The organism is Streptomyces sp. STR69 (assembly GCF_024519455.1).
GTDB lineage: Bacteria > Actinomycetota > Actinomycetes > Streptomycetales > Streptomycetaceae > Streptomyces.
Genome location: NZ_JALJRY010000007.1, coordinates 347,638 through 370,662, shown reverse-complemented (window position 1 = coordinate 370,662; position 23,025 = coordinate 347,638). Strand labels below are relative to the sequence as shown.

General features: G+C 70.4%; 25 protein-coding genes. 13 read left to right on the top strand and 12 right to left on the bottom strand.

The window, feature by feature from the left end; all coding sequences use genetic code 11:
• Positions 1–76: 76 nt before the first annotated feature.
• Genes OC490_RS16085 through OC490_RS16075 form a run of 3 tightly spaced genes read left to right on the top strand, consistent with a single transcriptional unit; the run spans position 77 to position 3,051 of the window.
• A complete protein-coding gene (locus OC490_RS16085) occupies positions 77–1,459 on the top strand; it encodes a ferredoxin reductase family protein (RefSeq protein ID WP_262058603.1) in 1,383 nt (460 codons plus the stop codon).
• 19 nt (positions 1,460–1,478) lie between these two features.
• Positions 1,479–2,255, top strand: a complete 777-nt coding sequence (locus tag OC490_RS16080; RefSeq protein ID WP_262058602.1) for an FMN-binding protein — start codon at positions 1,479–1,481, stop codon at positions 2,253–2,255.
• Positions 2,248–3,051: an FAD:protein FMN transferase gene (locus OC490_RS16075; protein ID WP_262058601.1), complete on the top strand. Its 804-nt coding sequence runs from the start codon at positions 2,248–2,250 to the stop codon at positions 3,049–3,051. The genes OC490_RS16080 and OC490_RS16075 overlap by 8 nt, the downstream gene beginning before the upstream one ends.
• Before the next feature lie 79 nt (positions 3,052–3,130).
• Here the strand turns inward: OC490_RS16075 and OC490_RS16070 are convergent, their stop codons facing one another.
• From OC490_RS16070 to argC, 5 genes are read right to left on the bottom strand one after another with little or no spacing between them, the layout of a single operon-like run.
• Positions 3,131–3,670, bottom strand: a complete 540-nt coding sequence (locus OC490_RS16070; protein ID WP_262058600.1) for an arginine repressor — start codon at positions 3,668–3,670, stop codon at positions 3,131–3,133.
• Positions 3,671–3,689: 19 nt separating this feature from the next.
• The gene (locus OC490_RS16065) at positions 3,690–4,886 is read right to left on the bottom strand and encodes an acetylornithine transaminase (protein ID WP_262058599.1); all 1,197 of its coding nucleotides are present in this window, start codon (positions 4,884–4,886) and stop codon (positions 3,690–3,692) included.
• The gene (gene argB / locus OC490_RS16060) at positions 4,883–5,791 is read right to left on the bottom strand and encodes an acetylglutamate kinase (RefSeq protein WP_262058598.1); all 909 of its coding nucleotides are present in this window, start codon (positions 5,789–5,791) and stop codon (positions 4,883–4,885) included. The genes OC490_RS16065 and argB overlap by 4 nt, the downstream gene beginning before the upstream one ends.
• Complete coding sequence (argJ, locus tag OC490_RS16055) at positions 5,788–6,942, bottom strand: bifunctional glutamate N-acetyltransferase/amino-acid acetyltransferase ArgJ (RefSeq protein WP_262058597.1); 1,155 nt, start codon at positions 6,940–6,942, stop codon at positions 5,788–5,790. Before argJ ends, argB begins: the two co-directional genes overlap by 4 nt.
• Positions 6,939–7,967 carry an N-acetyl-gamma-glutamyl-phosphate reductase gene (gene argC, locus OC490_RS16050; RefSeq protein WP_262058596.1) on the bottom strand — a complete coding sequence of 343 codons (1,029 nt, stop codon included), beginning with the start codon at positions 7,965–7,967 and terminating at the stop codon, positions 6,939–6,941. Before argC ends, argJ begins: the two co-directional genes overlap by 4 nt.
• A gap of 96 nt (positions 7,968–8,063) precedes the next feature.
• On the opposite strand from argC, the gene OC490_RS16045 reads away from it, so the two are divergent.
• From OC490_RS16045 to OC490_RS16035, 3 genes are all read left to right on the top strand, one after another.
• Positions 8,064–8,807, top strand: a complete 744-nt coding sequence (locus OC490_RS16045; protein WP_262058595.1) for a VOC family protein — start codon at positions 8,064–8,066, stop codon at positions 8,805–8,807.
• A gap of 79 nt (positions 8,808–8,886) precedes the next feature.
• Positions 8,887–9,627: a DUF6193 family natural product biosynthesis protein gene (locus OC490_RS16040; protein WP_262058594.1), complete on the top strand. Its 741-nt coding sequence runs from the start codon at positions 8,887–8,889 to the stop codon at positions 9,625–9,627.
• A gap of 63 nt (positions 9,628–9,690) precedes the next feature.
• The gene (locus OC490_RS16035) at positions 9,691–10,329 is read left to right on the top strand and encodes a TMEM175 family protein (protein WP_262058593.1); all 639 of its coding nucleotides are present in this window, start codon (positions 9,691–9,693) and stop codon (positions 10,327–10,329) included.
• A gap of 13 nt (positions 10,330–10,342) precedes the next feature.
• Here the strand turns inward: OC490_RS16035 and OC490_RS16030 are convergent, their stop codons facing one another.
• Together OC490_RS16030 and OC490_RS16025 are read right to left on the bottom strand one after the other, a co-directional pair.
• Entirely contained in the window at positions 10,343–10,813 is a 471-nt protein-coding gene (locus tag OC490_RS16030; protein WP_262058592.1) for a hypothetical protein, read from the bottom strand.
• A 51-nt stretch (positions 10,814–10,864) separates the two neighbouring features.
• Complete coding sequence (locus OC490_RS16025; protein WP_262058591.1) at positions 10,865–12,067, bottom strand: DUF6745 domain-containing protein; 1,203 nt, start codon at positions 12,065–12,067, stop codon at positions 10,865–10,867.
• Between the two features lie 129 nt (positions 12,068–12,196).
• Here OC490_RS16025 and OC490_RS16020 point away from each other — a divergent pair, with 129 nt between their 5' ends.
• Both OC490_RS16020 and OC490_RS16015 read left to right on the top strand, forming a co-directional pair.
• Positions 12,197–12,655, top strand: a complete 459-nt coding sequence (locus OC490_RS16020) for a MerR family transcriptional regulator (protein ID WP_262058590.1) — start codon at positions 12,197–12,199, stop codon at positions 12,653–12,655.
• Positions 12,652–13,101 carry a carboxymuconolactone decarboxylase family protein gene (locus OC490_RS16015; RefSeq protein WP_262058589.1) on the top strand — a complete coding sequence of 150 codons (450 nt, stop codon included), beginning with the start codon at positions 12,652–12,654 and terminating at the stop codon, positions 13,099–13,101. The genes OC490_RS16020 and OC490_RS16015 overlap by 4 nt, the downstream gene beginning before the upstream one ends.
• Here the strand turns inward: OC490_RS16015 and OC490_RS16010 are convergent.
• Positions 13,088–15,574 carry an alpha-L-arabinofuranosidase C-terminal domain-containing protein gene (locus tag OC490_RS16010; RefSeq protein ID WP_262058588.1) on the bottom strand — a complete coding sequence of 829 codons (2,487 nt, stop codon included), beginning with the start codon at positions 15,572–15,574 and terminating at the stop codon, positions 13,088–13,090. The genes OC490_RS16015 and OC490_RS16010 overlap by 14 nt on opposite strands.
• Before the next feature lie 235 nt (positions 15,575–15,809).
• Here OC490_RS16010 and OC490_RS16005 point away from each other — a divergent pair, with 235 nt between their 5' ends.
• Positions 15,810–16,253 (top strand): DUF6314 family protein, encoded by a 444-nt coding sequence (locus tag OC490_RS16005; protein WP_262058648.1) that lies wholly within the window; start codon positions 15,810–15,812, stop codon positions 16,251–16,253.
• A gap of 29 nt (positions 16,254–16,282) precedes the next feature.
• Here the strand turns inward: OC490_RS16005 and OC490_RS16000 are convergent, their stop codons facing one another.
• Both OC490_RS16000 and OC490_RS15995 read right to left on the bottom strand, forming a co-directional pair.
• A complete protein-coding gene (locus OC490_RS16000; protein WP_262058587.1) occupies positions 16,283–16,876 on the bottom strand; it encodes a histidine phosphatase family protein in 594 nt (197 codons plus the stop codon).
• Positions 16,877–16,979: 103 nt separating this feature from the next.
• Positions 16,980–17,417: a GNAT family N-acetyltransferase gene (locus tag OC490_RS15995; RefSeq protein ID WP_262058586.1), complete on the bottom strand. Its 438-nt coding sequence runs from the start codon at positions 17,415–17,417 to the stop codon at positions 16,980–16,982.
• Between the two features lie 91 nt (positions 17,418–17,508).
• Between OC490_RS15995 and OC490_RS15990 the strand changes: the two genes are divergently transcribed.
• Positions 17,509–18,123 (top strand): DUF6461 domain-containing protein, encoded by a 615-nt coding sequence (locus OC490_RS15990; RefSeq protein ID WP_262058585.1) that lies wholly within the window; start codon positions 17,509–17,511, stop codon positions 18,121–18,123.
• Here OC490_RS15990 and OC490_RS15985 read toward each other — a convergent pair.
• Positions 18,120–19,553, bottom strand: a complete 1,434-nt coding sequence (locus tag OC490_RS15985; protein WP_262058584.1) for a PLP-dependent aminotransferase family protein — start codon at positions 19,551–19,553, stop codon at positions 18,120–18,122. The two genes, OC490_RS15990 and OC490_RS15985, sit on opposite strands and share 4 nt — an antisense overlap.
• Here OC490_RS15985 and OC490_RS15980 point away from each other — a divergent pair.
• Positions 19,552–20,493: a DMT family transporter gene (locus tag OC490_RS15980; protein WP_262058583.1), complete on the top strand. Its 942-nt coding sequence runs from the start codon at positions 19,552–19,554 to the stop codon at positions 20,491–20,493. The genes OC490_RS15985 and OC490_RS15980 overlap by 2 nt on opposite strands.
• 93 nt (positions 20,494–20,586) lie before the next feature.
• Entirely contained in the window at positions 20,587–20,781 is a 195-nt protein-coding gene (locus tag OC490_RS15975; protein ID WP_262058582.1) for a DUF1918 domain-containing protein, read from the top strand.
• A 1-nt stretch (position 20,782) separates the two neighbouring features.
• Here the strand turns inward: OC490_RS15975 and OC490_RS15970 are convergent, their stop codons facing one another.
• Complete coding sequence (locus OC490_RS15970; protein WP_262058581.1) at positions 20,783–22,027, bottom strand: glycoside hydrolase family 10 protein; 1,245 nt, start codon at positions 22,025–22,027, stop codon at positions 20,783–20,785.
• A gap of 169 nt (positions 22,028–22,196) precedes the next feature.
• On the opposite strand from OC490_RS15970, the gene OC490_RS15965 reads away from it, so the two are divergent.
• Positions 22,197–23,025, top strand: an 829-nt coding sequence (locus OC490_RS15965; RefSeq protein WP_262058647.1) for a 3-hydroxybutyryl-CoA dehydrogenase, incomplete at its 3' end; no start/stop codon positions are given.

The window sequence follows — 23,025 nt, the reverse complement described above, 5'->3', positions numbered from 1 at the left end:
CGCACAGCCTCCACGGCACGTACTTCAGGGCCAAGGGGCCACGCCACCCCCCTTGTGCCCCGTCCACGGAGGAACCGTGACCACCACGCTCGCAGGCGGACGTGCCGCCCGCCGACAGACGATGCGCCGCATCCGCCCGCGCCGCTCCCCAGCGACCCTGCTGCTGCTCGCCGTCTGGGCGGGAGCGGTCGGGGTGCTGTGGCTGTGGTGGCACAACACGCCGTCCATCGCCGACCAGAACGGCAAGATCCTCAACGCGGGCCGAATCACCGGTCTGTTGGCGGGCTATCTGATGGCACTCGTCGTGCTCCAGATGGCCCGGGTGCCCGCCCTGGAGCGGCGGGTCGGCTCGGACCGGGTCGCCCGCTGGCACGCGATGAGCGGCCGGTACACGCTCTGTCTGGTCTTCGCGCACGTCTTCCTCATCATGTGGGGCTACGCCCTCCAGGCGGGCAAGACGCTGAGCGACATCGTCCAGCAGACCATCGACTCGGTGAACCAGCTGCCCGACATGGGCAAGGCCGCCATCGGCACCGGGCTGTTCCTGCTCATCGGCCTCTCCTCGATCGGCGCCGTCCGCCGCCGGCTGCCGTACGACACCTGGTACCACGTGCACCTGCTGACGTACGGCGCGGTGTTCCTGACCTTCTGGCACCAGATCACCACCGGCAACGACTTCGCGCTGACGCCGATCGCCAAGACCGTCTGGTACGGCCTGTACGGCACGGTGACCGCGCTGGTGGTCTGGTACCGGATCCTCACCCCGATCCGGCTCAACCTCCGCCACCGGATGTACGTCGAGGCGGTCATCGAGGAGACGCCCGGCATCGTGTCCGTGCTCATCGGCGGGCGGAAGCTGCACCGGATGGGCGCGGAGGCCGGACAGTTCTTCCGGTGGCGGTTCCTCGCGCCGGGGATGCGGTTCAGCTCGCACCCGTACTCGCTGTCGGCGGCGCCGCGTCCGAACATGCTGCGGATCACGGTCAAGGCGATCGGCGACCACAGCGCCCGGCTGCGCGAACTGCGGCCCGGCATGAAGGTGTGGGCCGAGGGCCCGTACGGCGCGATGACCTCGCAGCGGCGCACCCGCGGCAAGGTGCTGCTGGTCGCGGGCGGCGTCGGCATCACGCCGATGCGGGCCCTGTTCGAGACGCTGCCCGGCGCGGCCGGCGACATCACGCTGCTCTACCGGGCCAACACCACTCAGGACCTGGCGCTGTGGGACGAGCTGGCGAAGATCGCCGACGAGCGCGGCGCCCGCCTGATGTACGCGGTCAACAGCCCCGACGGTGAGCGCCCCGACATCTCGGCGGACTCGCTGCGCCGGAAGCTGCCCGACATCGACAACCACGACGTCTTCATGTGCGGGCCTCCCGGCTTCGCGCAGTCGGTCTACGAAGCACTGCGCGGCGCGGGGGTCCCCGCCCGCCGTATCCATCACGAGTCGTTCGAGATGTGAGCGACGGGAGTCAGGAGCAATGAAGAAGAGCCACCCCATCCGGCGTGTTCTGCTCGCGAGCGCCGCCACCGTGTCCGGGATCGTTCTGCTGCTCTCCCTGAAGCCGGCGACCGACTCCTCCTCGGCGTCCGCGCAGGGGGCGGCCCAGGGAGCCGCCGCCGCGCAGGAATCGCCCCAGGGCGGTACCGCGGCGGCCGGGACCTCGACGGTCACCGGCACCGCCACCCAGACCGAGTACGGGGTCGTCCAGGTGCGCCTGACGGTCGCCAACGGGAAGATCACCAAGGCGGAGGCCGTCCAGGCGCCGCACGGCGGCACCAGCGACCAGAAGACCGCGCTGTCCGTCCCCAAGCTCAACCAGGAGGTGGTCGCCACGCAGAGCGCGGACATCACCTCCGTGACCGGGGCGACGTACACCAGCGGCGGCTACAAGAAGTCCCTGCAGTCGGCCATCGACAAGATGAAGGCCGCGAACTCGGCGGCCCCGTCCCAGAGTTCGGCAGCCGCGGCGCCCGCCGCGCAGGCCAAGACCGTCACCGGCAATGTGGCGACGACCATGTACGGGCCGGTCCAGGTCCGGATCACGGTCGCGAACGGCAAGATCACCAAGGCCGAGGCGGTGCAGGCCCCGAGCGGCGGCACCAGCGACCAGAAGACGGCGCTGGCGATCCCCAAGCTCAACCAGGAGGCCGTGGCGGCCGGGAACGCGAACATCGACTCCGTGTCGAGTGCCACGTACACGAGCGGCGGTTACAAGCAGTCCCTGCAGTCGGCACTGGACAAGGCCGGTGGCTGACACGGTGACCGATCCCGCGGAGGCTCCCGCCGCGCTGCGGCACGCCGAGGAGGTCATGGGGACGGTGTTCTCCTTCGACATCCGCGGCGGGGAGCCCGAGGCCGTCCAGGCGGTACTGGAGCAGGCGGTCGCCCAACTGCACCGGGTCAACGAGGTGTTCAGCACCTACCGCGACGACAGCCAGGTCTCCCGGCTGGCCCGCGGTGAGCTGACCGTGGCGGAGTGCGACGCCGAGGTCGCCGAGGTGCTGGAGCTGGGCGCCGAGGCGGAGCGGGTCAGCTCCGGATGGTTCAGCACGAACTACGAGGGGCGTCTCGACCCGACCGGCATCGTGAAGGGCTGGGCGACCGAGCGGGCGGCCGAGCTGATCGCGACGGCGGCCGGGGTGAGCGGGGTCAGCGTGAACGGCGGCGGCGACGTCCAGATGTTCGGCACCCCTGGACCGCACCGGCCCTGGCGCGTCGGCGTCTCCGACCCGCTCCGCCCGGGCGGTCTCGCGGCCGTGATCTCCGCGGCGGGCACCGACGAACTGGCGGTCGCGACCTCGGGTACGGCGGAGCGCGGGGCTCACATCGTGGACCCGTCCACCGGCAAGTCCGCGGTGACCGACCTGGTCGCCGTCACCGTGGTGGCACCCCGCCTCACCTGGGCCGACTGCTGGGCCACGGCCGCGTTCGCGATGGGCTCACGGGAGGGCCTGGCCTGGCTGGAATCACTCCCGGACGTGGAAGCCCTGCTCATCACGGCAGGCGACGAAGTGCGCTGCACGGGCGGACTGGCGGGCCGCCTCGGGTAGGGATCCCCATGCGAGTCGGGGGCGCACCGGAATTCTCCGGTGCGCCCCCGACTCGTAGCCCGTCGGTCGTACGGGTACGTCAGTGGTCGTTCTGCGCCAGCCGCAGCAGATGGTCCGCGAGGGCCTGTCCGCCGAGCGGGTCCCGGCTGATCAGCAGGAGCGTGTCGTCGCCGGCGATGGTGCCGAGGATGTCCTGCAGTTCCGCCTGGTCGATCGCCGAGGCGAGGAACTGGGCGGCGCCCGGCGGGGTGCGCAGGACCACGAGGTTGGCGGAGGCCTCCGCGGAGATCAGCAGCTCGGAGGAGAGCCGCCGCATCCGCTCCTCCTTCGCCGACTCCCCCAGCGGCACCCGCGGGGTGCGGAAGCCGCCCTCGCTCGGTACCGCGTAGATGAGGTCGCCGTCGTTGTTGCGGATCTTCACCGCGTTCAGCTCGTCCAGGTCCCGGGAGAGCGTCGCCTGGGTGACGCTCAGCCCGTCGTCGGACAGCAGCTTCGCCAACTGGCTCTGGGAGCGCACCGGTTGCCGGTTGAGGATGTCCACGATCCGGCGGTGGCGGGCGGTGCGGGTCTGCGGCACGGCCGGCCCCGCGGGGTGGTCGTGCTCCTGCGCCTGACTCATCGTCGACTCATTCTCCGGATCATCCGTCCCCCTTGGCCACGTCCAGGACACCGGGCAGCACCCGGAGGAACGCGTCCGTCTCGTCGTCGCCGAGGTTCAGCGGCGGCATCAGCCGTACGACATCGGGAGCGGGCGCGTTGACCAGGAAACCGGCGTCCTGAGCCGCCTGTTGCACCTGGGGCGCGAGCGGCTCGGTGAGCACGATACCCAGGAGGAGGCCCGCACCCCGGACATAATCGATCAACGGATGGCCCAGCGACTCGATTCCGTCCCGCAGCTTCTCGCTCTGCCGCTTCACGTTGTCGAGCAGGCCCTCGGCCTCGATCGTGTCGAGTACGGCGAGACCCGCGGCGCAGGCGACCGGGTTGCCGCCGAACGTCGTGCCGTGCTGGCCCGGCTGGAGCAGGTCGGCGGCGCGTCCGAAGGCGACGGTGGCGCCGAGCGGCAGCCCGCCGCCGAGTCCCTTCGCGAGCGTCACTACATCGGGCAGGACGCCTTCGTGGGCCTGGTACTCGAACCAGTGCCCGGTACGGCCGATTCCGGTCTGCACCTCGTCCAGGACGAGCAGCGCGCCGTGCGCGGCGGTGATCGCGCGGGCCGCCTTGAGATATCCGGCGGGTGGTACGACGACCCCGTTCTCGCCCTGGATGGGCTCGATGATGACGAGCGCGGTGTCGTCGGTGACGGCGGCGGCGAGGGCCTGCGCGTCACCGTAGGGCACATGGGTGACATCGCCGGGCAGCGGCAGGAACGGCTCCCGCTTGCCGGGCTGCCCGGTGAGGGCGAGGGAGCCCATCGTCCGGCCGTGGAAGCCGCCTTGCGTGGCGACCATGTGCTGACGGCCCGTCAACCGGCCGATCTTGAAGGCGCCTTCGTTGGCCTCGGCGCCCGAGTTGCAGAAGAAAACCTTGCCGTCCCGGCCGAAGCGCTCCAGCAGCCGTTCGGCGAGGGCGACGGGCGGTTCGGCGATGAACAGGTTGGAGACATGGCCGAGTTCGGCGATCTGCCTGCTCACGGCCTCGACGATGGCCGGGTGGGCGTGGCCGAGCGCGTTGACCGCGATACCGCCGACGAAGTCGGTGTACTCGTTGCCCTCGGCGTCCCAGAGCCTGGCGCCCGCACCGCGGACGAGAGGGAGCTTCGGGGTGCCGTAGTTGTTCATGAGCGACCCCTGCCACCGCTGGGTCAGCGCTGCGTTCGTCCCGGTCTCGCTCATTCGGCATCCCCCTGCTTCTCGTCGGGCACGACCATCGTGCCGATGCCCTCGTCGGTGAAGATCTCCAGCAGGATCGAGTGCTGGACCCGCCCGTCGATGACGCGGGCGGTGGTCACGCCGTTGCGGACGGCGTGCAGACAGCCCTCCATCTTCGGCACCATCCCGGAGCTCAACTCCGGGAGCAGCTTCTCCAGTTGGGAAGCGGTGAGGCGGCTGATCACCTCGTCGCTGTGGGGCCAGTCCTCGTAGAGGCCCTCGACGTCCGTGAGGACCATGAGGGTCTCGGCGCCCAGCGCGGCAGCGAGTGCCGCAGCCGCCGTATCAGCATTGACGTTGTAGACATGTCCGTCGTCCTCGCTCCTCGCGATCGACGAGACGACCGGGATACGGCCGTCGGCGAGCAGTGCCTCGATCGCGCCGGTGTCGATGGCGGTGATCTCGCCCACCCGCCCGATGTCGACCAACTCCCCGTCGATCTCGGGCAGATGCTTGGTGGCGGTGATGGTGTGCGCGTCCTCGCCGGTCAACCCGATGGCGAGCGGCCCGTGTTGGTTGAGCAGCCCGACCAACTCGCGCTGGACCTGGCCCGCGAGCACCATCCGTACGACGTCCATGGCGTCCTCGGTGGTGACGCGCAGGCCGGCCTTGAACTCGCTGACGATGCCGTGCTTGTCGAGGGCGGCGCTGATCTGCGGGCCGCCGCCGTGCACGACGACGGGCTTGAGGCCCGCGTGGTGCAGGAACACGACGTCCTGGGCGAACGCGGCCTTCAGGTCCTCGTCGATCATGGCGTTGCCGCCGAACTTGATGACGACGGTCTTGCCGTTGTGCCGGGTCAGCCAGGGCAGCGCCTCGATGAGGATCTGCGCCTTGGGCAGCGCGGTGTGCTTGCGAGTAGTGCTCATGACGAGTACGCGCTGTTCTCGTGGACGTAGTCGGCGGTCAGGTCGTTGGTCCAGATCGTCGCGGTCTCGGACCCGGCGGCCAGGTCGGCGACGATGTGCACCTCGCGGTAGCGCATGTCGACCTTGTCGCGGTCCTCGCCGACTCCGCCGCTCTTGCACACCCAGACGCCGTTGATGGCGACATTGAGCCGATCCGGCTCGAAGGCCGCCTTCGTCGTGCCGATCGCGGACAACACCCGTCCCCAGTTGGGGTCTTCACCGTGGATCGCGCACTTGAGGAGGTTGTTGCGGGCGATGGAACGCCCCACCTCGACGGCGTCGTCCTCGCTCGCCGCGTTGACGACCTCGATCCTGATGTCCTTGCTGGCGCCCTCGGCGTCCCGGATCAGCTGCTGACCGAGGTCGTCGCAGACGGCGCGGACGGCTTCGGAGAACTCGGCGTACTCCGGGGTGACTCGGGAGGCTCCGGAGGCGAGCAGCAGCACGGTGTCGTTGGTGGACATGCAGCCGTCGGAGTCGACCCGGTCGAAGGTGGTGCGGGTGGCGGCCCGAAGTGCCTTGTCCAGTACGTCGGTCTCGACGTCGGCGTCGGTGGTGAGGACGACGAGCATGGTGGCGAGCCCGGGGGCGAGCATGCCGGCGCCCTTGGCCATACCGCCGACGGTCCAGCCGCCCTCGGTGGTCACGACGGCGGTCTTGTGGACGGAGTCCGTGGTCTTGATGGCGATGGCGGCCTTCTCGCCCCCGTGCGGGGAGAGTTGACCGGCGGCTGTCTCAACTCCCGCGAGCAGCTTGTCCATCGGCAGCAGCAGCCCGATGAGACCGGTGGAGGCGACGGCGACCTCGGCCGCGTTCAGCCCGAGAGTGTCGGCGACCTTCTCGGCCGTGGCGTGCGTGTCCTGGAAGCCCTTCGGTCCCGTACAGGCGTTGGCGCCACCGGAGTTGAGGATCACGGCGGAGACCTGTCCGCCCTTCAGCACCTGCTCGGACCACAGCACCGGCGCGGCTTTGACGCGGTTGGAGGTGAAGACGCCCGCGGCGGCGAGGCGGGGCCCGGTGTTGACCACGAGGGCCAGGTCCGGGTTGCCGTTCTCCTTGATTCCGGCGGCGATGCCCGCGGCCGTGAATCCCTGTGCTGCCGTCACACTCACGGCGCGACTCCGATCGTAGAGAGCCCGGTGGTCTCGTCGAGCCCGAGGGCGAGGTTCATGCTCTGGACGGCACCGCCCGCGGTGCCCTTGGTCAGGTTGTCGATGGCGCTGATCGCGATGATGCGGCCCGCGGCCTCGTCGTACGCGACCTGCACCTGAACGGCGTTGGAACCGTAGACGGACGCCGTCGCCGGCCACTGCCCCTCGGGGAGGAGGTATACGAACGGCTCGTCGGCGAAGGCCTTCTCGTAGGCGGCGCGGACCGACTCGGCGGTGACCCCGGGCTTCGCCTTGGCGCTGCAGGTGGCGAGGATGCCGCGGGGCATCGGCGCGAGGGTGGGCGTGAAGGAGACGGTGACGGTCTCACCGGCCGCCCCACCCAGATTCTGGATGATCTCGGGGGTGTGCCGGTGGCCGCCGCCGACGCCGTACGGCGACATGGAGCCCATGACCTCGGAGCCGAGGAGGTGGGCCTTGGGCGCCTTACCGGCACCCGACGTGCCGGAGGCGGCGACGATCACGGCCTCGTTCTCGGCGAGCCCGGCGGTGTACGCCGGGAAGAGCGCGAGGGAGGCGGCCGTCGGATAGCAACCGGGCACCGCGATGCGCTTGGACCCCTCCAACGCGGCGCGGGCGCCCGGCAGTTCGGGAAGGCCGTAGGGCCAGGTGCCGGCGTGCGCGGAGCCGTAGAACTTCTCCCAGTCGGCCGCGTCCTTCAGCCGGAAGTCGGCACCCATGTCGACGACGAGGACGTCCGGGCCGAGTTGCTCGGCGACGGCGGCGGACTGGCCGTGCGGCAGGGCGAGAAAAACGACGTCGTGTCCGGCGAGGACTTCCGGGGTAGTTTCCTGGAGGACTCGACCGGCCAGCGGCAGCAGATGCGGTTGGAGCGCGCCGAGTTTCTGTCCGGCGTTGGAGTTGCCGGTCAGGGCACCGATCTCGACCTCGGGGTGGGCCAGGAGCAGACGCAGGAGTTCGCCACCCGCGTATCCACTCGCTCCGGCCACTGCCGCACGTACCGCCATGGAACCCTCCTCATCGATGGCATGACTATACGTATCGCTGCACTTTTATGCAATCCAGCACTGTGGGTACGGGGAGCGGGTGAATAGGATCCCGGCATGACGCTGCGACCCGTCCTGGTGAACATCAAGGCCGTCGACGACACGGCGGTCGGCCGGTTCTGGGCGGAGGCGCTCGGGTGGGCCGTTTCCAGCGCGGAACCCGGCGCGACGGCCGTCAAACCGGCCGGCTTCGACTGGCTGGACCCGGTCGGAGTCTGCGTCGACGTGATCGCCGTACCGGAACCCAGGACGGCGACGAAGAACCGCGTGCACCTCGATCTCGCCACCACCTCCGCCGCCCATCGGACGGAGCTGGTCGCGCGGCTCCGCTCGCTCGGCGCGACGCCCGTCGACGTGGGCCAGGGCGAGGTGCCGTGGACGGTCCTCGCGGACCCGGAGGGCAACGAGTTCTGTGTGCTGGAGCCCAGGGAGGTCTACCGGGACACCGGGCCGATCGCCGCCGTGGTGATCGACTGCGTGGATCCGCGGGCCATGGCCCGGTTCTGGGGCGGGGCGACGGACTGGACGCTGCACGAGGTGAGCGACGACCACGCGACGTTCCGCTCCGCCAGGGGCGACGGCCCGTATTTCGAGTTCCTCCGCACTCCCGGCGCGAAGACCGTGCCGGACCGCGTCCACCTCGACCTGCTGCGGTACCCGAGCGACGATCAGGAGGCCGAGGTGACCCGGCTGCGGGCCCTCGGCGCCACCGACCTCGACGTCGGCCAGGGCGACGATGTGCCGTGGCGGTGCCTGTCCGACCCGGAGGGCCACGAGTTCTGCGTGCTGGCCCGCTCCTGAGGCGGAGACCCGGTGACGGCCCGGTGCGTGACTCCGGTCGGCTTCCGGAGCACGCGCGGCTCGGGCACAATCCGGAGCCGTGCCCACACCTCCCGCTCCCTCCGTCCTGTACCCCGATGTCGCGGCCCACGACAGCCTCGCCGCAGCGCTCCGGGACACGGCGGACGGCCGCCTCGACGCCGTTCCCGTCAGTTCCCCGGACGGCGCTCCGCTGATGCACGCGAGTATCGGGTCCACCCTGCCGCATCGCGAGTCGTTGCTGGTCAGCGCATGGACGTATGAACGGAAGTGGTCGATCCGCGGCACCGAGTCGTTCCAGCACCTGGCCCTCGTCGACGGCGACACGGACAGCTTGGCGGAGGTCGTCGAAGCCGCCCGGGCCTGGCACGACGGGGCGTCGCTGGACGAGATCCACCGGGCGGCCCCCTTCGTCCACCTGACCGGCCGGTTCGAGGTGCCCGACCGCGATCCCGCGCGCCTGACGGAGTCCGAGTGGCAGCACCTGCACCGCGAGGCAGGCGAACTGGAGTATCCGTGGCGGGACTCGCACCTGCTCCTGATCGAGACGGCGTACGCCGAGCCGCCACTGCGTGCCCTCTACCCGTTCACGAGTCACTGGGTCCTGCGCTTCGCGACCGCCACCCGCCCCCGCATGACCGTCGTGGGACCGTCGCTGTTCGCGCACAGCGACGGCTCGTTCGGAGTGGGCGGGAGTTTCATGGACAGCGATCTGGGCCGGTTCGCCACCGCGCACGAGGCCGTGGCGCTGGCCCTCCGCCAACTGCCGTCCGGCCTCGGCCCGGTCACGCTCGGCGGATGACGCCATACGACGGGCCCCCCGCCCGCACGTCGCGGGCGGGGGCGACGCTCTACTCTCGTCGCCATGACGGAGCCAGTGGCACAGACCCGCCCGCACGAGAACGACCCGAGCGCGACCCGCCTCCTCGCCCTGTCCGACGGCATCTACGCCATCGCGATGACACTGCTCGTCATCGACGTGGCCGTCCCCGCGCACCTGGACGACGCCGGATTCCACAAGGCCCTCGGCGAGGCCCTGCCCAGCGTCGGCGCCTTCGCGCTGAGTTTCTCCCTGCTCTCCGGGTTCTGGCGCGACCACCGGCGCATCCTCACCGCACTGCCCACCGAGACCACCCTGGTCACGCGCCTGATACTGCTGGGTCTCGGCCTGGTCGCCCTGCTGCCCTTCCCCACCGGGCTGCTGGCCGAGTACGCCTCCCATCCCGAAGCCGTCGCCCTCTACGCGGGTGCCATGACCGCGATCCACGGGGTGCACGTGACCCTGCTGCTGCTCACGCAACGCCAGGTGCACCCCTCGCCCGAGTCGCCGGCCGCGCTGGCCCGCCGCCGCTTCACCGCACAACTCGGTGCCAGCGCGCTGGTCTTCGCCCTGTCCATCCCGCTGGCCTACGTCAACACGACCGCGGCGATGTGCTTCTGGGTCACGCTCGTGCCCACCCACTACCTCATCGGCCACTACTGGCGCCGGCTCCCGCGACCGTGAGGCGCCGGCGGTCTCAGTCGGCGATCATCCGGTTGCCCAGGTTGCCGAACCGGCCGATGCGCTCGGTGTCGCGCTCACGCTGTCGCCGTACGACGTACCGGCCGGGCGCGATGCCCGTGCCGCCGTGTTCGGGGTGGATGAGGTAGGCGACCGCCGAGGTCTCGATCATGCCGAGGGCCAGCCCCATGGTGTCGCGGACGTCCTCGGTCCAGCGGCAGGTGCCGGGGTCGGCGACGAGGGTGTGCGGATTGCCGCCGGCCGCGCTGCGCAGCAACTCCACGCCCTCAGCGAGCACTTCCCGCCAGGTCGTGCTCAGCGGGGTGACGGCACGCGCGACGAACGCGTACGGGACGACGATCAGGTCGCCCTGGGCCTGGAGGCCGTCGACGACGGGGATGGCGACCTCGCGCTCCAGATGGTCGAGGACGTCGAGACCGGAGCGCCGGGAAAGGTCGGCGAGAGTTGTGGGGGCGGATGCGGGCATGGGCGTGAACACAGGCGTCACCTCTGGTACTTGAAGGAATGCAGCAGGAGTTCAGGTGCGGCGGACGAGCCGCGCGTAGTGCTCGCCGGACAGTCCGTACGTCCAACCGGCCGCCGCCACCGGGTCGTCGAAGTGCGCGGGGACGCTGAGGCCGTAGCGGCGGTGGCTGCCGTCGGGCTCGACGGAACCGTTGACGACGAGAAGGAGACGGGCGGGGCGGCGCCACAACTCGCGCGGGACGTCGTAGAGATGGAGCGCGGAGCCGGGGTTGCCGGGATCACCGGCCGTGGCGATGCGGCGGAGGCCGGCCTGTGCGATGTAGGTGTCCCAGCCGATGCGTTCGATGGCGCTGCGGCGGACCTCGACGTTGCGTTCGGCGTGGATGCGCTCGACGGACGGGTCCGTCATCACCCAGGTCGGGACGTGGGTGCCGTGCAGGACGTGGACCTGGGTGTCGTCGGCGAAGCGGACGGCGGGGCCGTCGTCGCGGTGCAGCCGCACTTCGCCGTTGTGGGCGTTGGGAAGGGGTTCGGTGTGCACCTCGGTGGGGCGCTCCGACATCACACAACGGCCCTCACCCGGCCACCACCAGCCGGTGGAACGCGCCAACTCGGCCAACAGGGCGAGCAGTTCGGCGTCGGGGCGGCGGTAGGTCGCCAGGCCGAGCCGGGCGTACACGTCGTAGTGGGCGATCCAGTGGGCATCGTGCTGCCCGTACCAGGTCAGGCCGTCCGTGCCGCCGGTCGTGGGCATCAACTCGGTGCGCATGGGGGCGCGTACGCAGTTGCGCAGGGTGGTGTACAGCGCGTCATGGGCGACCATGTCGACGATGCGCGGCATCGACACCCCTGCGGTCAGGGCCTGTTCGGCGACGGTGGCGAGCGGGCGCCACGAGTAGTCCCTGGTCGCGGTGTGACCGATGGCTCGGTCGAGGCTGCGGCGCAGGTCCTGCACGAGGTTGGCCAGAAGTGCCGCCGGAGGCCAATTCTCCGGATATCGGGGCAGGTTGGGGCCCCGGAAGTGGACGGGTGGGAAGGTCTGCGGGTCGTCGTGGACGAGCGACAGGGCCGCGGCGGGCGAGGGCGCCCAGACGAACTCCGGGGCCGGGGCGTCGATCAGTCGGTACAGGGCGGCGACGGCCGCTTCGGCCGCGGGCCGGTCGGCGGGACGCGCCGCGAGACCGTGCGCTCGCCATTCGTCGCTCAGCCGTCGGGCCGACGCGACACGGTGGGCTCCCGCACGGAGAGCTGACACGGGGGTCACCGGAGGACTTCGAGGTCCGCCTTTCGATTCATCATGCGGGGAGCGTGACAGCACCGGCGTCGCAGCGCAAGGGAGTTACTCCTTGACCTGGAGTGCGCTCCAGGTTCTACCGTGGTGTTCATGACCAGCGCAGAGACCGGTGGACAGCCCCTGAAGTCCCACCCGTCGGACCGGGAACCCACCCTGACCATCGCCCAGGTCGCCGAGCGCACCGGACTCTCGCACGACACCTTGCGCTACTACGAGAAGGCCGGCCTGATCGAACGGGTCGGCCGGAGCACCGGCAACCAACGGCGTTATCAGGCAGCGGACTTGGCCTGGCTGGAGTTTCTGCTGCGGCTGCGTGAGACGGGTATGTCGATCGCCGACATGCAGCGGTTCGCCGCGCTGCGGGCGGCGGGGAACGTCACGGTCGCCGACCGGCTGGCGATGCTCCGCGAGCACCGCGCCGAACTCGCCGACCGCATACGGGCGTTGCGCCGCAACGCGACCGTACTGGACAACAAGATCGATCACTACGAACAGCTGCTCCTCGAGGAATCCGAGCACGAGCGGCCGGGAACGGACGGAACGACATGAGCGCGAGCACCACCCGTGAAGAGCGGTTCAGCCACGGCCTGGAGGTCCTGAAGCGGGTCGACGGCGAGGCCGGGCAGCGGGTCGTCGACTCGCTCGACGACATCAACCCCGAGCTGGGTCACCAGGTCGTCGCCTGGGCCTTCGGCGAGATCTACGACCGTCCCGGACTCGCCCCGCGCGACCGCCAGTTGGTGACGCTGGGCATGCTGACTGCGCTCGGCGGCTGCGAGGCCCAGCTCGATGTGCACGTGAACGCGGCACTGAACGTGGGCCTGACGCCCGAGGAGATCGTCGAGGCCCTGACGCACTCGGCGGTGTACTGCGGTATGCCGAGGGCCCTGAACGCGACCTTCGCCGCGAAGAAGGTCTTCGCCGAGCGCGGGCTGCTGCCGCTGGGACAGCAGCCCACGTCGGATGCGGCGGACTCGGAAGCTACTTCTGCTTGATCCTCAGGAACGTCACGGAGTTCGCCGGGAAGGTGTAACTGAACCTGTCGGCAACACCGTTGAAGGTCGACAGGACCGGCGCGACCGCCGTGGCCGTCTCGCTGTTCACCGCGTCGGGCGCCGCCGCGAGCGTAGTCACCTTCGCCTTGGACGCGACCTTGGCACCACCCAGGTCGATCGCCGTACGGGCCGCCGAGGACTGGGCGTTGACGACCTTGACGATCAGGTCACCGGTCTTCGCGTCCTTGGTCACCACCTGGCGGAACGGCTCGGCCGGCTTGTCGTCGGTGAAGCTCCCCCACTCCTGCCCGTCGAGGTACAGGGTGACCTGACGGCCCCTCACCTTGATGTCGACGTCGTAGGCGCGGCCCGTCTCGATGGTCCCCGGCTTGGCGATCAGCGTCGACTTGCCGCCGTCCACGGCCTGTTCGACGGCGGTCTGGGTGTTGTTCCAGCCGCCCAGGTTCCACCAGTAGTAGTTGCCGGTGTCCTTGACGCCGAACGCGACCAGGAAGCCTTCCTTCCCGGAGCGCTTCGTCGCCTTCACGTGCAGGTCGTAGTCGTGCCAGGCCGGGTCGCCCGCCGACACCATGGTGTTCTCGGCGGCGGTGTCGGTCTGGACGTACTGCCCGTCCTGGAGGCTCCAACTCCCGCTTCCCGTATGGGTCCACCGGGCCGCGTCACCGGAGAAGTCGTCGGAGAGCAGCGCCGAACCGTCCGCCGCCGTCACCTTCACATCGTCGTACGCCGCGCTCGTCGCCCAGGTCGAAAGACCGACCGCGCCGGAGATCGGAGCGACAAGTGACGGCGTCCCGGTGGCTGTTGAGGGCACGACCCGGGTGCCGACGTTGTTCATGAACAGCTTCTGGACCTCGTAGTCGGCCGAGCCCCAGGAGGCGTGGTTGTTGAACCACACCAGGTCCGGGCGCCACTGGACGTAGTCCTCGTTGGCGAACAGCGGTGCGTAGGAGGCGAGTTTGACGACATCCGCGTTGCGTTCCAGGCCGGTCATGTAGGCCGCTTCGGCGAGGCCGTTCTTGAACGCGTTGCCGCCGGAGGCGTATTCGCCGAGAAAGACCTTCGGGCCGGTGCGGTCGTAGGAGTCGTAGCGGTTGTTGTTCTGCAGGAACCACTGCGGGCTGTTGTAGTAGTGCTCGTCGACCATGTCGACCTTGGCGTCCTTGTTGAGCTCCCAGGCCGTGTCGAAGGTCGAACCGCTGTCGTCCGGGCCCGCGTTGGAGATCACGGTCATGTACGGGTACTCGGCCTCGATCGCCGTACGGAACTGGGTGAAGCGGGCGAAGAACTCCGCGGGGAGGTTCTCCTCGTTGCCGACCTCGATGTGGGTGAGGTGGAAGGGCTTGGGGTGGCCCATCCCGGCCCGCAGCCCGCCCCACTTCGAGGTGACCGGGCCGTTGGCGAACTCGATGAGATCCAGGGTGTCCTGGATGTGCCGCTTGAGCAGTGCGGGGTCGTCGACGGCCTTGTTCTGGCCGCAGCCGGTCACCAGGGCCGGTACGACGGGCAGCGGCATCGCGCCGATGTCCTCGGCGAGACGGAAGTACTCGTAGTAGCCGAGGCCGTAACTCTGGTTGTAGCCCCAGAAGTTGGAGTTCGTGGCGCGGGTCTCGACCGGGCCGACGGTGTCCTTCCACTGGTACGCGCGCTTGCGCTGGTAGCCGGAGGCCGCGCTGTAGTCGTCCATGGAGCCGGTGTTGACCAGGCAGCCACCGGGGAAGCGCACGAAGCCCGGGTGCAGGGCGGCGATCTTCTCCGCGAGGTCCTTGCGCAGGCCGTTCGGCTCGTGCTTGTAGGTGTCGCGGGGAAAGAGGGAGACCATGTCGAGGGCGGTCGCGGCGGAGGAGGCGACGGTGAGGCGGCCGGTGGTGCTGGTGCGGGTCGCGGTGAACGTGGCCCTGTACTTGGCCCAGCCGTTCTTCCGCACGGCGACCTGGTGGGCGGTCGCAAGGGTGCCGCCGGTGTCCTGGAGACTCACGGTGAGCGAGGTGCCGCCGTCGGCGCGGGCCCACACCGAGAAGTCGTACTTCGCGCCGTCCGTCACGGCGATGCCGGTGTTGTAGCCGGCGTCGGTGACGGCCGAACCGGCCGCCAGGGAAAGGTAGTTGCGGTTGGTCTCGTTGAGACGGCCGTCGTCGTTCACCACCTGGGCCGTACCGGCGACCGTCCAACCGGTGAGCGGCGTGTACGACTTGTTGTCGTCGGTGGAGTACTCGAAGGACCGGTTCTGGACGAGTTCGGCGTACAGGCCGCCGTCGGCCGCGCGGTTGATGTCCTCGAAGAAGACGCCGTACATCGTCTTGTCGATCCTGGCGCCCTGGGTCGTGGGGTCGACGGTGATCGCGTAGTCGGTGACGTCGGCGGCGCGGGCGGGGACGGGGACGACGGCCGTCGCCAGCAGGAAAGCGCTTGCCCCCAAGGCAAGTCTCAGGCGGGTGCGGCTGGTGCGTGACATGGATACTCCGCGGCTCGTATCGGATCGTGCGCGACGCTCGAATGCGTCGTTCGAAATATCAGACGTTGGTCAACACGTCGAACGGCAAGATAGGCAAGCGCCGTGGGCACGTCAATGGGACCGGCGCGGGCGGAGACGTAGGGCCGAGGGCGTGTCCACGTTGTTGCCGTACCTCGTCCCGCTTGGTGTGCCGACCGCGACGGCGTGGGAAGGGGTGGCGCAGGAAGGGATGGCAGTGGGCGAGTTCTGGCCGGTTCCCGATGTCCTGGCGTATCTGTCCGGGAGTTGGCGGGTGCGGCGGTCGGTGCGGGATCTAGCGAGCGGGGACGAGGGCGAGTTCTCGGGTACGACCGTCTTCGGCGCGCTGGCCGAAGGAGGCCTGCTGCACGCCGAGTCGGGCACCTTCACCTGGCGGGGCGTGGCCCGTCCCGCCGAGCGGACGCTACGGTTCCTGCCGGGCACGGCGCCCGGTACGGCCGATGTGCGCTTCGGCGACGGGCGACCCTTCCACGCGCTGGATCTGACGTCGGGACGGCATGTCGCCGACCATCCCTGCTCGGCGGACCTGTACCGGGGAGAGTTCACGGTCCTGGACGCGGACCGGTGGCGGACCGTGTGGCGGGTGGGCGGGCCCGCGAAGGACCTGGTGCTCAGCACGGACTATGTGCGCGTCGGCTGAACCCGGTCCCCTGTCCCCGAGTCGACCGGCTAGACCCGCCTCGACTGAACCGCCGCTCCGTCGAAGCGCAGGTTCCAGCGGCCCGCGCTGCCGGTGACCGTGGTGGTCGACAGGGGGCGTACGTCGAGGTTCCAGTAGGTCGAGGGCGGGGCCTTGAGGGCGTAGACCAACGCGGCCCGGATGACGGAGGGTTCGGCGACGGCGACTATCCGGCCGCCGTCCTCGCCGGGCCGGGTGTCCAGCCAGCCGCCCACCCGGGCGATGAAGGAGAGCAGCGACTCACCGCCGTGCGGGGTCGAGCGCGGGTCGGCGAGCCAGGCGTCCACCAGTGCCGGTTCGCGGGCCATCGCCTCGCCGAGCGTCAGCCCGCGCCAGCGGCCCATGTCGCAGTCCCGCAGGGCGAGTTGCACCAGCGGGGTGTACCCGAGGCCGTCGCCGGTGGTCCGGCTGCGCGGGGTCGGCGAACAGTAGCGCAGCTCCGCCGCCGCCAGCGGCAGCAGAATCGGGGCGGCGCGCTGCACCTCGTCCCAGCCCGCCTGGTCCAGCGGCCGGTCGTCCTCGAAGCGCTCCGCGAGCAGCGGGGAGCTGCGCGCGGCGGCGACGAACGTGACCCGAAGTTGCATGCGGCGATGGTGATCCGCCGAAGTACGCAGGTCAAGGGGGGCCGGGTGAGAGTTACCCAGGGTGGGCGAAACCTTACTTCGAAGTCAGGACCAGGCGGACAAGTCACTCGAAATACAGGGCCATCCACTGGTCGGGCCGTGCCAGTGGCTTGAATCCGACCTTCTCGTACACCCCGTGGGCGTCGTGCGTGGCGAGCAGGATCCGGCGCAGTCCGAACGGCCGCAACTCCTCGCGAACGGCGCCGATGAACGCCGTACCGATTCCCTTGCCGCGTGCCGACGGGTCGACGTACACATCGCACAGCCACGCGAACAACGCCCCGTCGGTCACCACGCGCGCGTACGCCACCTGCTCGCCCGACGCCGTGTCGTACACCCCGAAGTTCATCGAGGACGCGACCGCGCGCTCGTGCTGCTCGCGGGGGCGGCCCTTCGCCCAGTAGGCGTCGGTCGACAGCCAGTGGTAGGTGCGGTCGAGGTCGACGCGGGCGGATTCGGCGGAGAACTCATAGCCGTCGGGGAGGCTCGGGATGTCGTTCATGGCGGGAGAATCGCAGGCCAGGGGCTGGGGTGTCGAGCGGTTTTGGCCGGTGGAGCGGGCGTTGTCAGTGGTGGGTGGCAGGCTTCGAGACATGACACGAACGCCGACCGCCGCCGACTACACCTGGCTCCAGACGGAGCTTTCCCCGCTGATGCATGCCTACTGCGTCACGCTGGTCCGGGAGATCACACCGGACCGGCTGCTCCACGAGCTGGGAGCGGAGCCGGAGAAGATACGGGTCAAGGGTGTCGAGCCCCTGCGCGAGCCGTCGTACAACGCCTGGGACGAGCACTACGGGGACCCGCTCTTCGTCGGTGTCGCCGCGGTCGGCGACTGGTCGCTGATGGTCGAGCACAACGGATATCTGGGCGTCACCAGCGCGGCCATGCTCCCCGTCTCGCGCGGGCGCACAGTGGTCTCCCACTTCCGCAACGTGAACGCGGTGGACCGCTTCTATTGGTTGGAGGACGGGGAGATACGGCTGCGCTTCGAGCCGCTCTTCGCCTATTCCCGGGAGGGCAGTCACGCGGACGAACCCGAACTCCTCACCGGGATGCGGGAGTCGGGCTTCGATCTGAGGGAAGACGACGACCGGAGCTACGACCTGCACACCGAGGCCGCCTTCGCGCTCGCCCATCGCCTCACGGGAGTCCGTCTGACGCCGGAGTTGCTCGCGTCCCTGGAGTTCACCGGCGCCCTGGTCTAGCGCACCTCGTCACAGGCCGCCCGCAACCGCCGTACCCCCTCCACGATCTCCCCCGTCCCCGCGACCGCCGCGAAGCTCAACCGGATGTGGGCGGCCGGGGGTTCGGCGCTGAAGTAGGGGCGGCCCGGGGTGAGGGAGACGCCTGCGCGCAGGGCCGCAGTCGTGAGGGACTGCTCCTCCGTGCCGGCCGGGAGGCGGAGCCAGAGGTGGTAGCCGCCGGAGGGGATGTGCGGGAGGGCGAAGTCGGGGAGTTGCAGGCGCAGGGCCGCCGTCATCGTGTCCCGGCGGGTCTTCAACTCGGCCGAGATGGCGCGCAGATGGCGTGGCCAGGCCGGTGAGCCGACGAGTTCGAGGGCCGCTTCCTGGAGCGGCCGGGGGACGAAGAAGGTGTCGACGACCTGGATGGCGCGCAGGCGTTCCAGTACCGGTCCGTGTGCGGCGAGTGCGCTGACCCGGAAGCTGGGTGAGGTGGCCTTGGTGAGGGAGCCGACGTGGACGACGACTCCGTCGGGATCGTCGGCTGCCAGCGGGCTAGGCAGCGGGCCCGCGTCCTCGTGCACCAGCCGTCGTACGAAGTCGTCCTCGATGACGAACGCGCCCGCGTCACGGGCGATGCGCAGGACCTCGGGGCGGCGGGCCGGGGCCAGGACAGCGCCGGTCGGGTTCTGGAAGAGGGGCTGGCAGACGAACACCCGGGCACCGGTCGCGTGGAACGCGTCGGCGAGCAGGGCGGGACGTACGCCGTCCGCATCGACCGGCACGGGGACCGGGCGCAGGCCGGCCGCCCGCGCGATCGCCAACATGCCCGGATAGGTGGGTGATTCGACGAGAACGGGTGCGCCGGGGGGTGCCAGGGCGCGCAGTGCGGTGGTCAGCGCGGTCTGACCGCCCGCGCTGACGAGGACGTCGGCGGCGGTGACGGCTCCGCCGATGCCGCGCGCGAACCACTCGCGCAGTTCCGGCAGTCCCTCCATCGGCGGCCGGCTCCAGGCGCCGGGGCGGCGCCCGGCCCGGGACAGGGCCGCGGCCATCGCGCGCTCGGGCTGCAGGGACGGGTGCAGATAGCCGCCGTTGAACTCGATCACGCCCGGCGGCGGGACGGCCAGCGTGGCCAGGACGGCGGACGCGTCGACCGTGCGCGGTACGACGTCGGCGGCACCGTCCGCGCTGAGTGCGACCTCCTGCCAGGAGGTGTCTCCCGTGGCGGTGGTCGCGGGGCGTGGCGCGGCCCGGAACGCGCCGGCGCCGGGGCGGGTGACCACCAGTCCCTCGGCGGTCAGCTGTGCGAGGGCGCGCGTGACGGTCACCGGGCTCACCCGGAACCGCTCGACGAGCGCCCGGCTCGACGGCAGCTTTCCACCGGGAGAGTAGCGGTCGAGTTCACGCCGTAGGTGATTCGCCAGTTCGCCCACGCTGCTACGCTCTTGCATGAGAGCACACGATAGCGCTACTGCGCCGAGCCCGATAGCGGTCGGCACCGCCCCCGCCACCCCTGGGACGGCCAAGGCGGCGAAGACCCCCGCCGGTACGGTCCTCGCCGCGCTCGGTGTGATCGCCTTCTCCCTCACCTTCCCCGCCACCGCCTGGGGGCTCGAAGGCTTCGGCCCCTGGTCGTTGGTGTCCGTGCGCTGCGTCCTCGCCGCGCTGATGGCGGGCGGCTGTCTGCTGGCGCTGCGCGTGCCCGTGCCCGCCCGCCGGCACTGGGCCGGGCTGGCCGTCGTGGCGGCCGGAGTGGTGGTCGGGTTCCCGATGCTGACCACGCTCGCGCTGGAGACGTCGACCACCGCGCACGCAGCGGTCGTCGTCGGCCTGCTGCCGCTGACGACCGCGGCCCTGTCCGCGCTGCGCACCGGCATCCGCCCCTCGCGCACCTTCTGGACGGCCGCGCTCGCGGGTGCGGGCGCGGTGCTCGCCTTCACGATCGAGCAGAGCGGCGGCGCGCTGACCACCGCCGACCTGTATCTCCTCGCGGCTCTGCTGGTCTGCGCGGCCGGCTACACCGAGGGCGGCCGTCTGGCCCGGGTGATGCCCGGCTGGCAGGTCATCGCCTGGGCACTGGTCCTGTGCCTCCCGCTGAGCGTGCCCGCCGCCGCGGTCGCGCTGTCGTACGACACCCCGCAGCTCACCGCGCACAGTGTGGCCGGGGTGCTGTGGGTCGCCGCCGGTTCGCAGTTCCTGGGGCTTGTCGTCTGGTACCGGGGCATGGCGGCCATCGGGGTCCCGAAGGCCAGCCAGTTGCAGTTGGCGCAGCCGCTGCTCACGCTGGTGTGGTCGGTGTTCCTGCTGGGCGAGCGGCTGCCGGTGGCCGCTCCGCTGACGGCGGCGGCCGTGCTGGTGTGCATCGCCGTCACCCAGCGCGCCCGGAGTTGAGGAGCGTGCGCGACCCGGTCCCGGCCGGGCGGGCCGCCGTAGACTCGAAAGGCATGGACCGCTGCTCCCGGATTCGGTGAGGAGGCGCTGCAAATGCGTGCGACCGTTGGCGACAGGCTCGTCCAGCACGGCAGGGTGGTCGGCCGGCACGACCAGGTCTCAGAGGTCGTCGAGGTGATGGGCACGGAGGGCAACCCGCCCTACCGGGTCCGCTTCCCCGACGGGCACGAGGCCGTGATGTCACCCGGCCCCGACTGCGAAATCAGGCACCAGGACACGGACCAGTAGCTCAGCGCGGTGGTTTCGCCGACTGCCCGTAGTGGTCGGCGACCACCCGCGCCATGGCCCCAATGCGGTCCACCACGACGTCCCGGGCGGCGAAGAAGACATGACCGCCGACCTCCGGGTAACGGTCGGCGAGGGTGAGGTGCCGGGAGAGTTCGGCCGGGTCCTGCCAGGCCGCGGGCTGCGCCGGGTCGCCCGCCTTGTAGAGCGCCTCACCCGCGTACAGCCGCGTCTTCGAGCCGCGCGCGACCGCCGCCCACCAGGACAGCAACTTCGCGTAGTCGGCGGGGGCGAAGCCGATGTTCCAGTACAGCTGAGGAACGATGTAGTCGATCCAGCCCTCGCGCACCCACTTCCGGGTGTCCGCGCAGAGATCGTCGTACGTCTGCACGCCCGCCGTGGTGTCGGAGCCGCGCGGGTCGGTCGCGGCGTTGCGCCACACGCCGAAGGGGCTGATGCCGAAGCGCGTGCCCGGCCGGATCCGCTTGATACGGGCGGCGGTCTCGCGGATCAGTTTGTCGATGTTGTCCCGGCGCCAGGCGGCCCGGTCGGTGAAGGCGCCGCCGTACTCGTCGTAGGCCGCGTCGTCGTCGAAGGTCTGGCCGGCGACCGGGTACGGGTAGAAGTAGTCGTCGAAGTGGACCGCGTCCACGGGGTACTTGCGCACCGCGTCGAGGATCGCGTTCTCGACGAAGTGGCGGACCCGGGGCAGCCCGGGGTTGTAGTAGAGCTTCCCGCCGTACGTCACGACCCAGTCGGGGTGCTTGCGCGCGGGGTGCGAGGCGACGAGCTTCGTCAGGTCGGTGTGGTTGGCGATGCGGTACGGGTTGAACCAGGCGTGCAGTTGCAGCCCCCGCACATGCGCTTCCGCTACGGCCGTCTTCAGCGGGTCCCAGCCGGGGGCGACGCCCTGGGTGCCGGTCAGGTACTGGGACCAGGGTTCGTACGGCGAGGGCCACAACGCGTCGGCGGTGGGCCGGACTTGGAAGATCACCGTGTTGAGCCGGTCGCGGACCGCGGTGTCGAGGTGGGCGATCAGTTCGGTGCGCTGCTGCGCGGCGGTCAGGCCCGGGCGGGAGGGCCAGTCGCGGTTGGCCACCGTCGCCAGCCACACGCCCCGCATCTCGGTGACCGCGCGCGGACGCCCGGCCGCTGCCGGCGCGCGCCCGGTGTCCGCCGCCGCGCTGCCTGTCGTGGCCAGCGTGGACAGCGCCGCCATCGCGAACGTCCGACGTGACAATCGGCCCATTCGTACACCCCCATACGCTGCGGATCCGTGCGGCCACGGATCGTCTCCGCGCCCCAGGATGCCCGACCCCGGCGATCGATCATCGATACTTGCGGGTAACGTGCACGATCGGAGCAGGAACCGGACAACGGGCTCCTGTCACTGCGTGGATCTCAGCGAAGGGGACGATGTGACCGACATCGAGCGGGTCGGAGTGGTCGGCTGCGGCCAGATGGGCGCCGGTATCGCCGAGGTGTGCGCCCGCGCCGGCCTGGACGTGAAGGTCGCCGAGACCACCGGCGAGGCCCTGGAGATCGGCCGGACCCGGCTGTTCAACTCCCTGTCCAAGGCCGCCGAACGCGGCAAGATCTCCGCCGAGGAACTGGCCGAGACACAGGCGCGGCTCAGCTTCACCACCGACCTCGGCGAGTTCGCCGACCGCGACCTCGTCATCGAGGCCGTCGTCGAGAACGAGCAGGTGAAGACCGAGATCTTCCAGGTGCTCGACCAGGTCGTGACCCGTCCCGACGCGATCCTCGCCTCCAACACCTCCTCGATCCCGCTGGTGCGGCTCGCGGTCACCACCTCGCGCCCCGACCAGGTCATCGGCATCCACTTCTTCAACCCGGCCCCGGTGCAGCAACTCGTCGAGCTGATCCCGGCGTTGACCACCTCCGAGGGCACGCTCAGCCGCGCCCAGCTGTTCACCGAGAAGGTGCTGGGCAAGCACGCCATCCGCGCCCAGGACCGCTCCGGGTTCGTGGTCAACGCGCTGCTGATCCCCTATCTCCTGTCCGCGATCCGGATGTTCGAGTCGGGCATCGCGAGCCGCGAGGACATCGACAACGGCATGGAGCTGGGCTGCGCCCACCCGATGGGCCCGCTGAAGCTGTCCGACCTGATCGGCCTGGACACGGTCGCCTCGGTCGCGTACTCGATGTACGAGGAGTACAAGGAGCCGCTGTACGCCGCTCCCCCGCTGCTCCAGCGCATGGTCGACGCGGGCCGCCTCGGCCGTA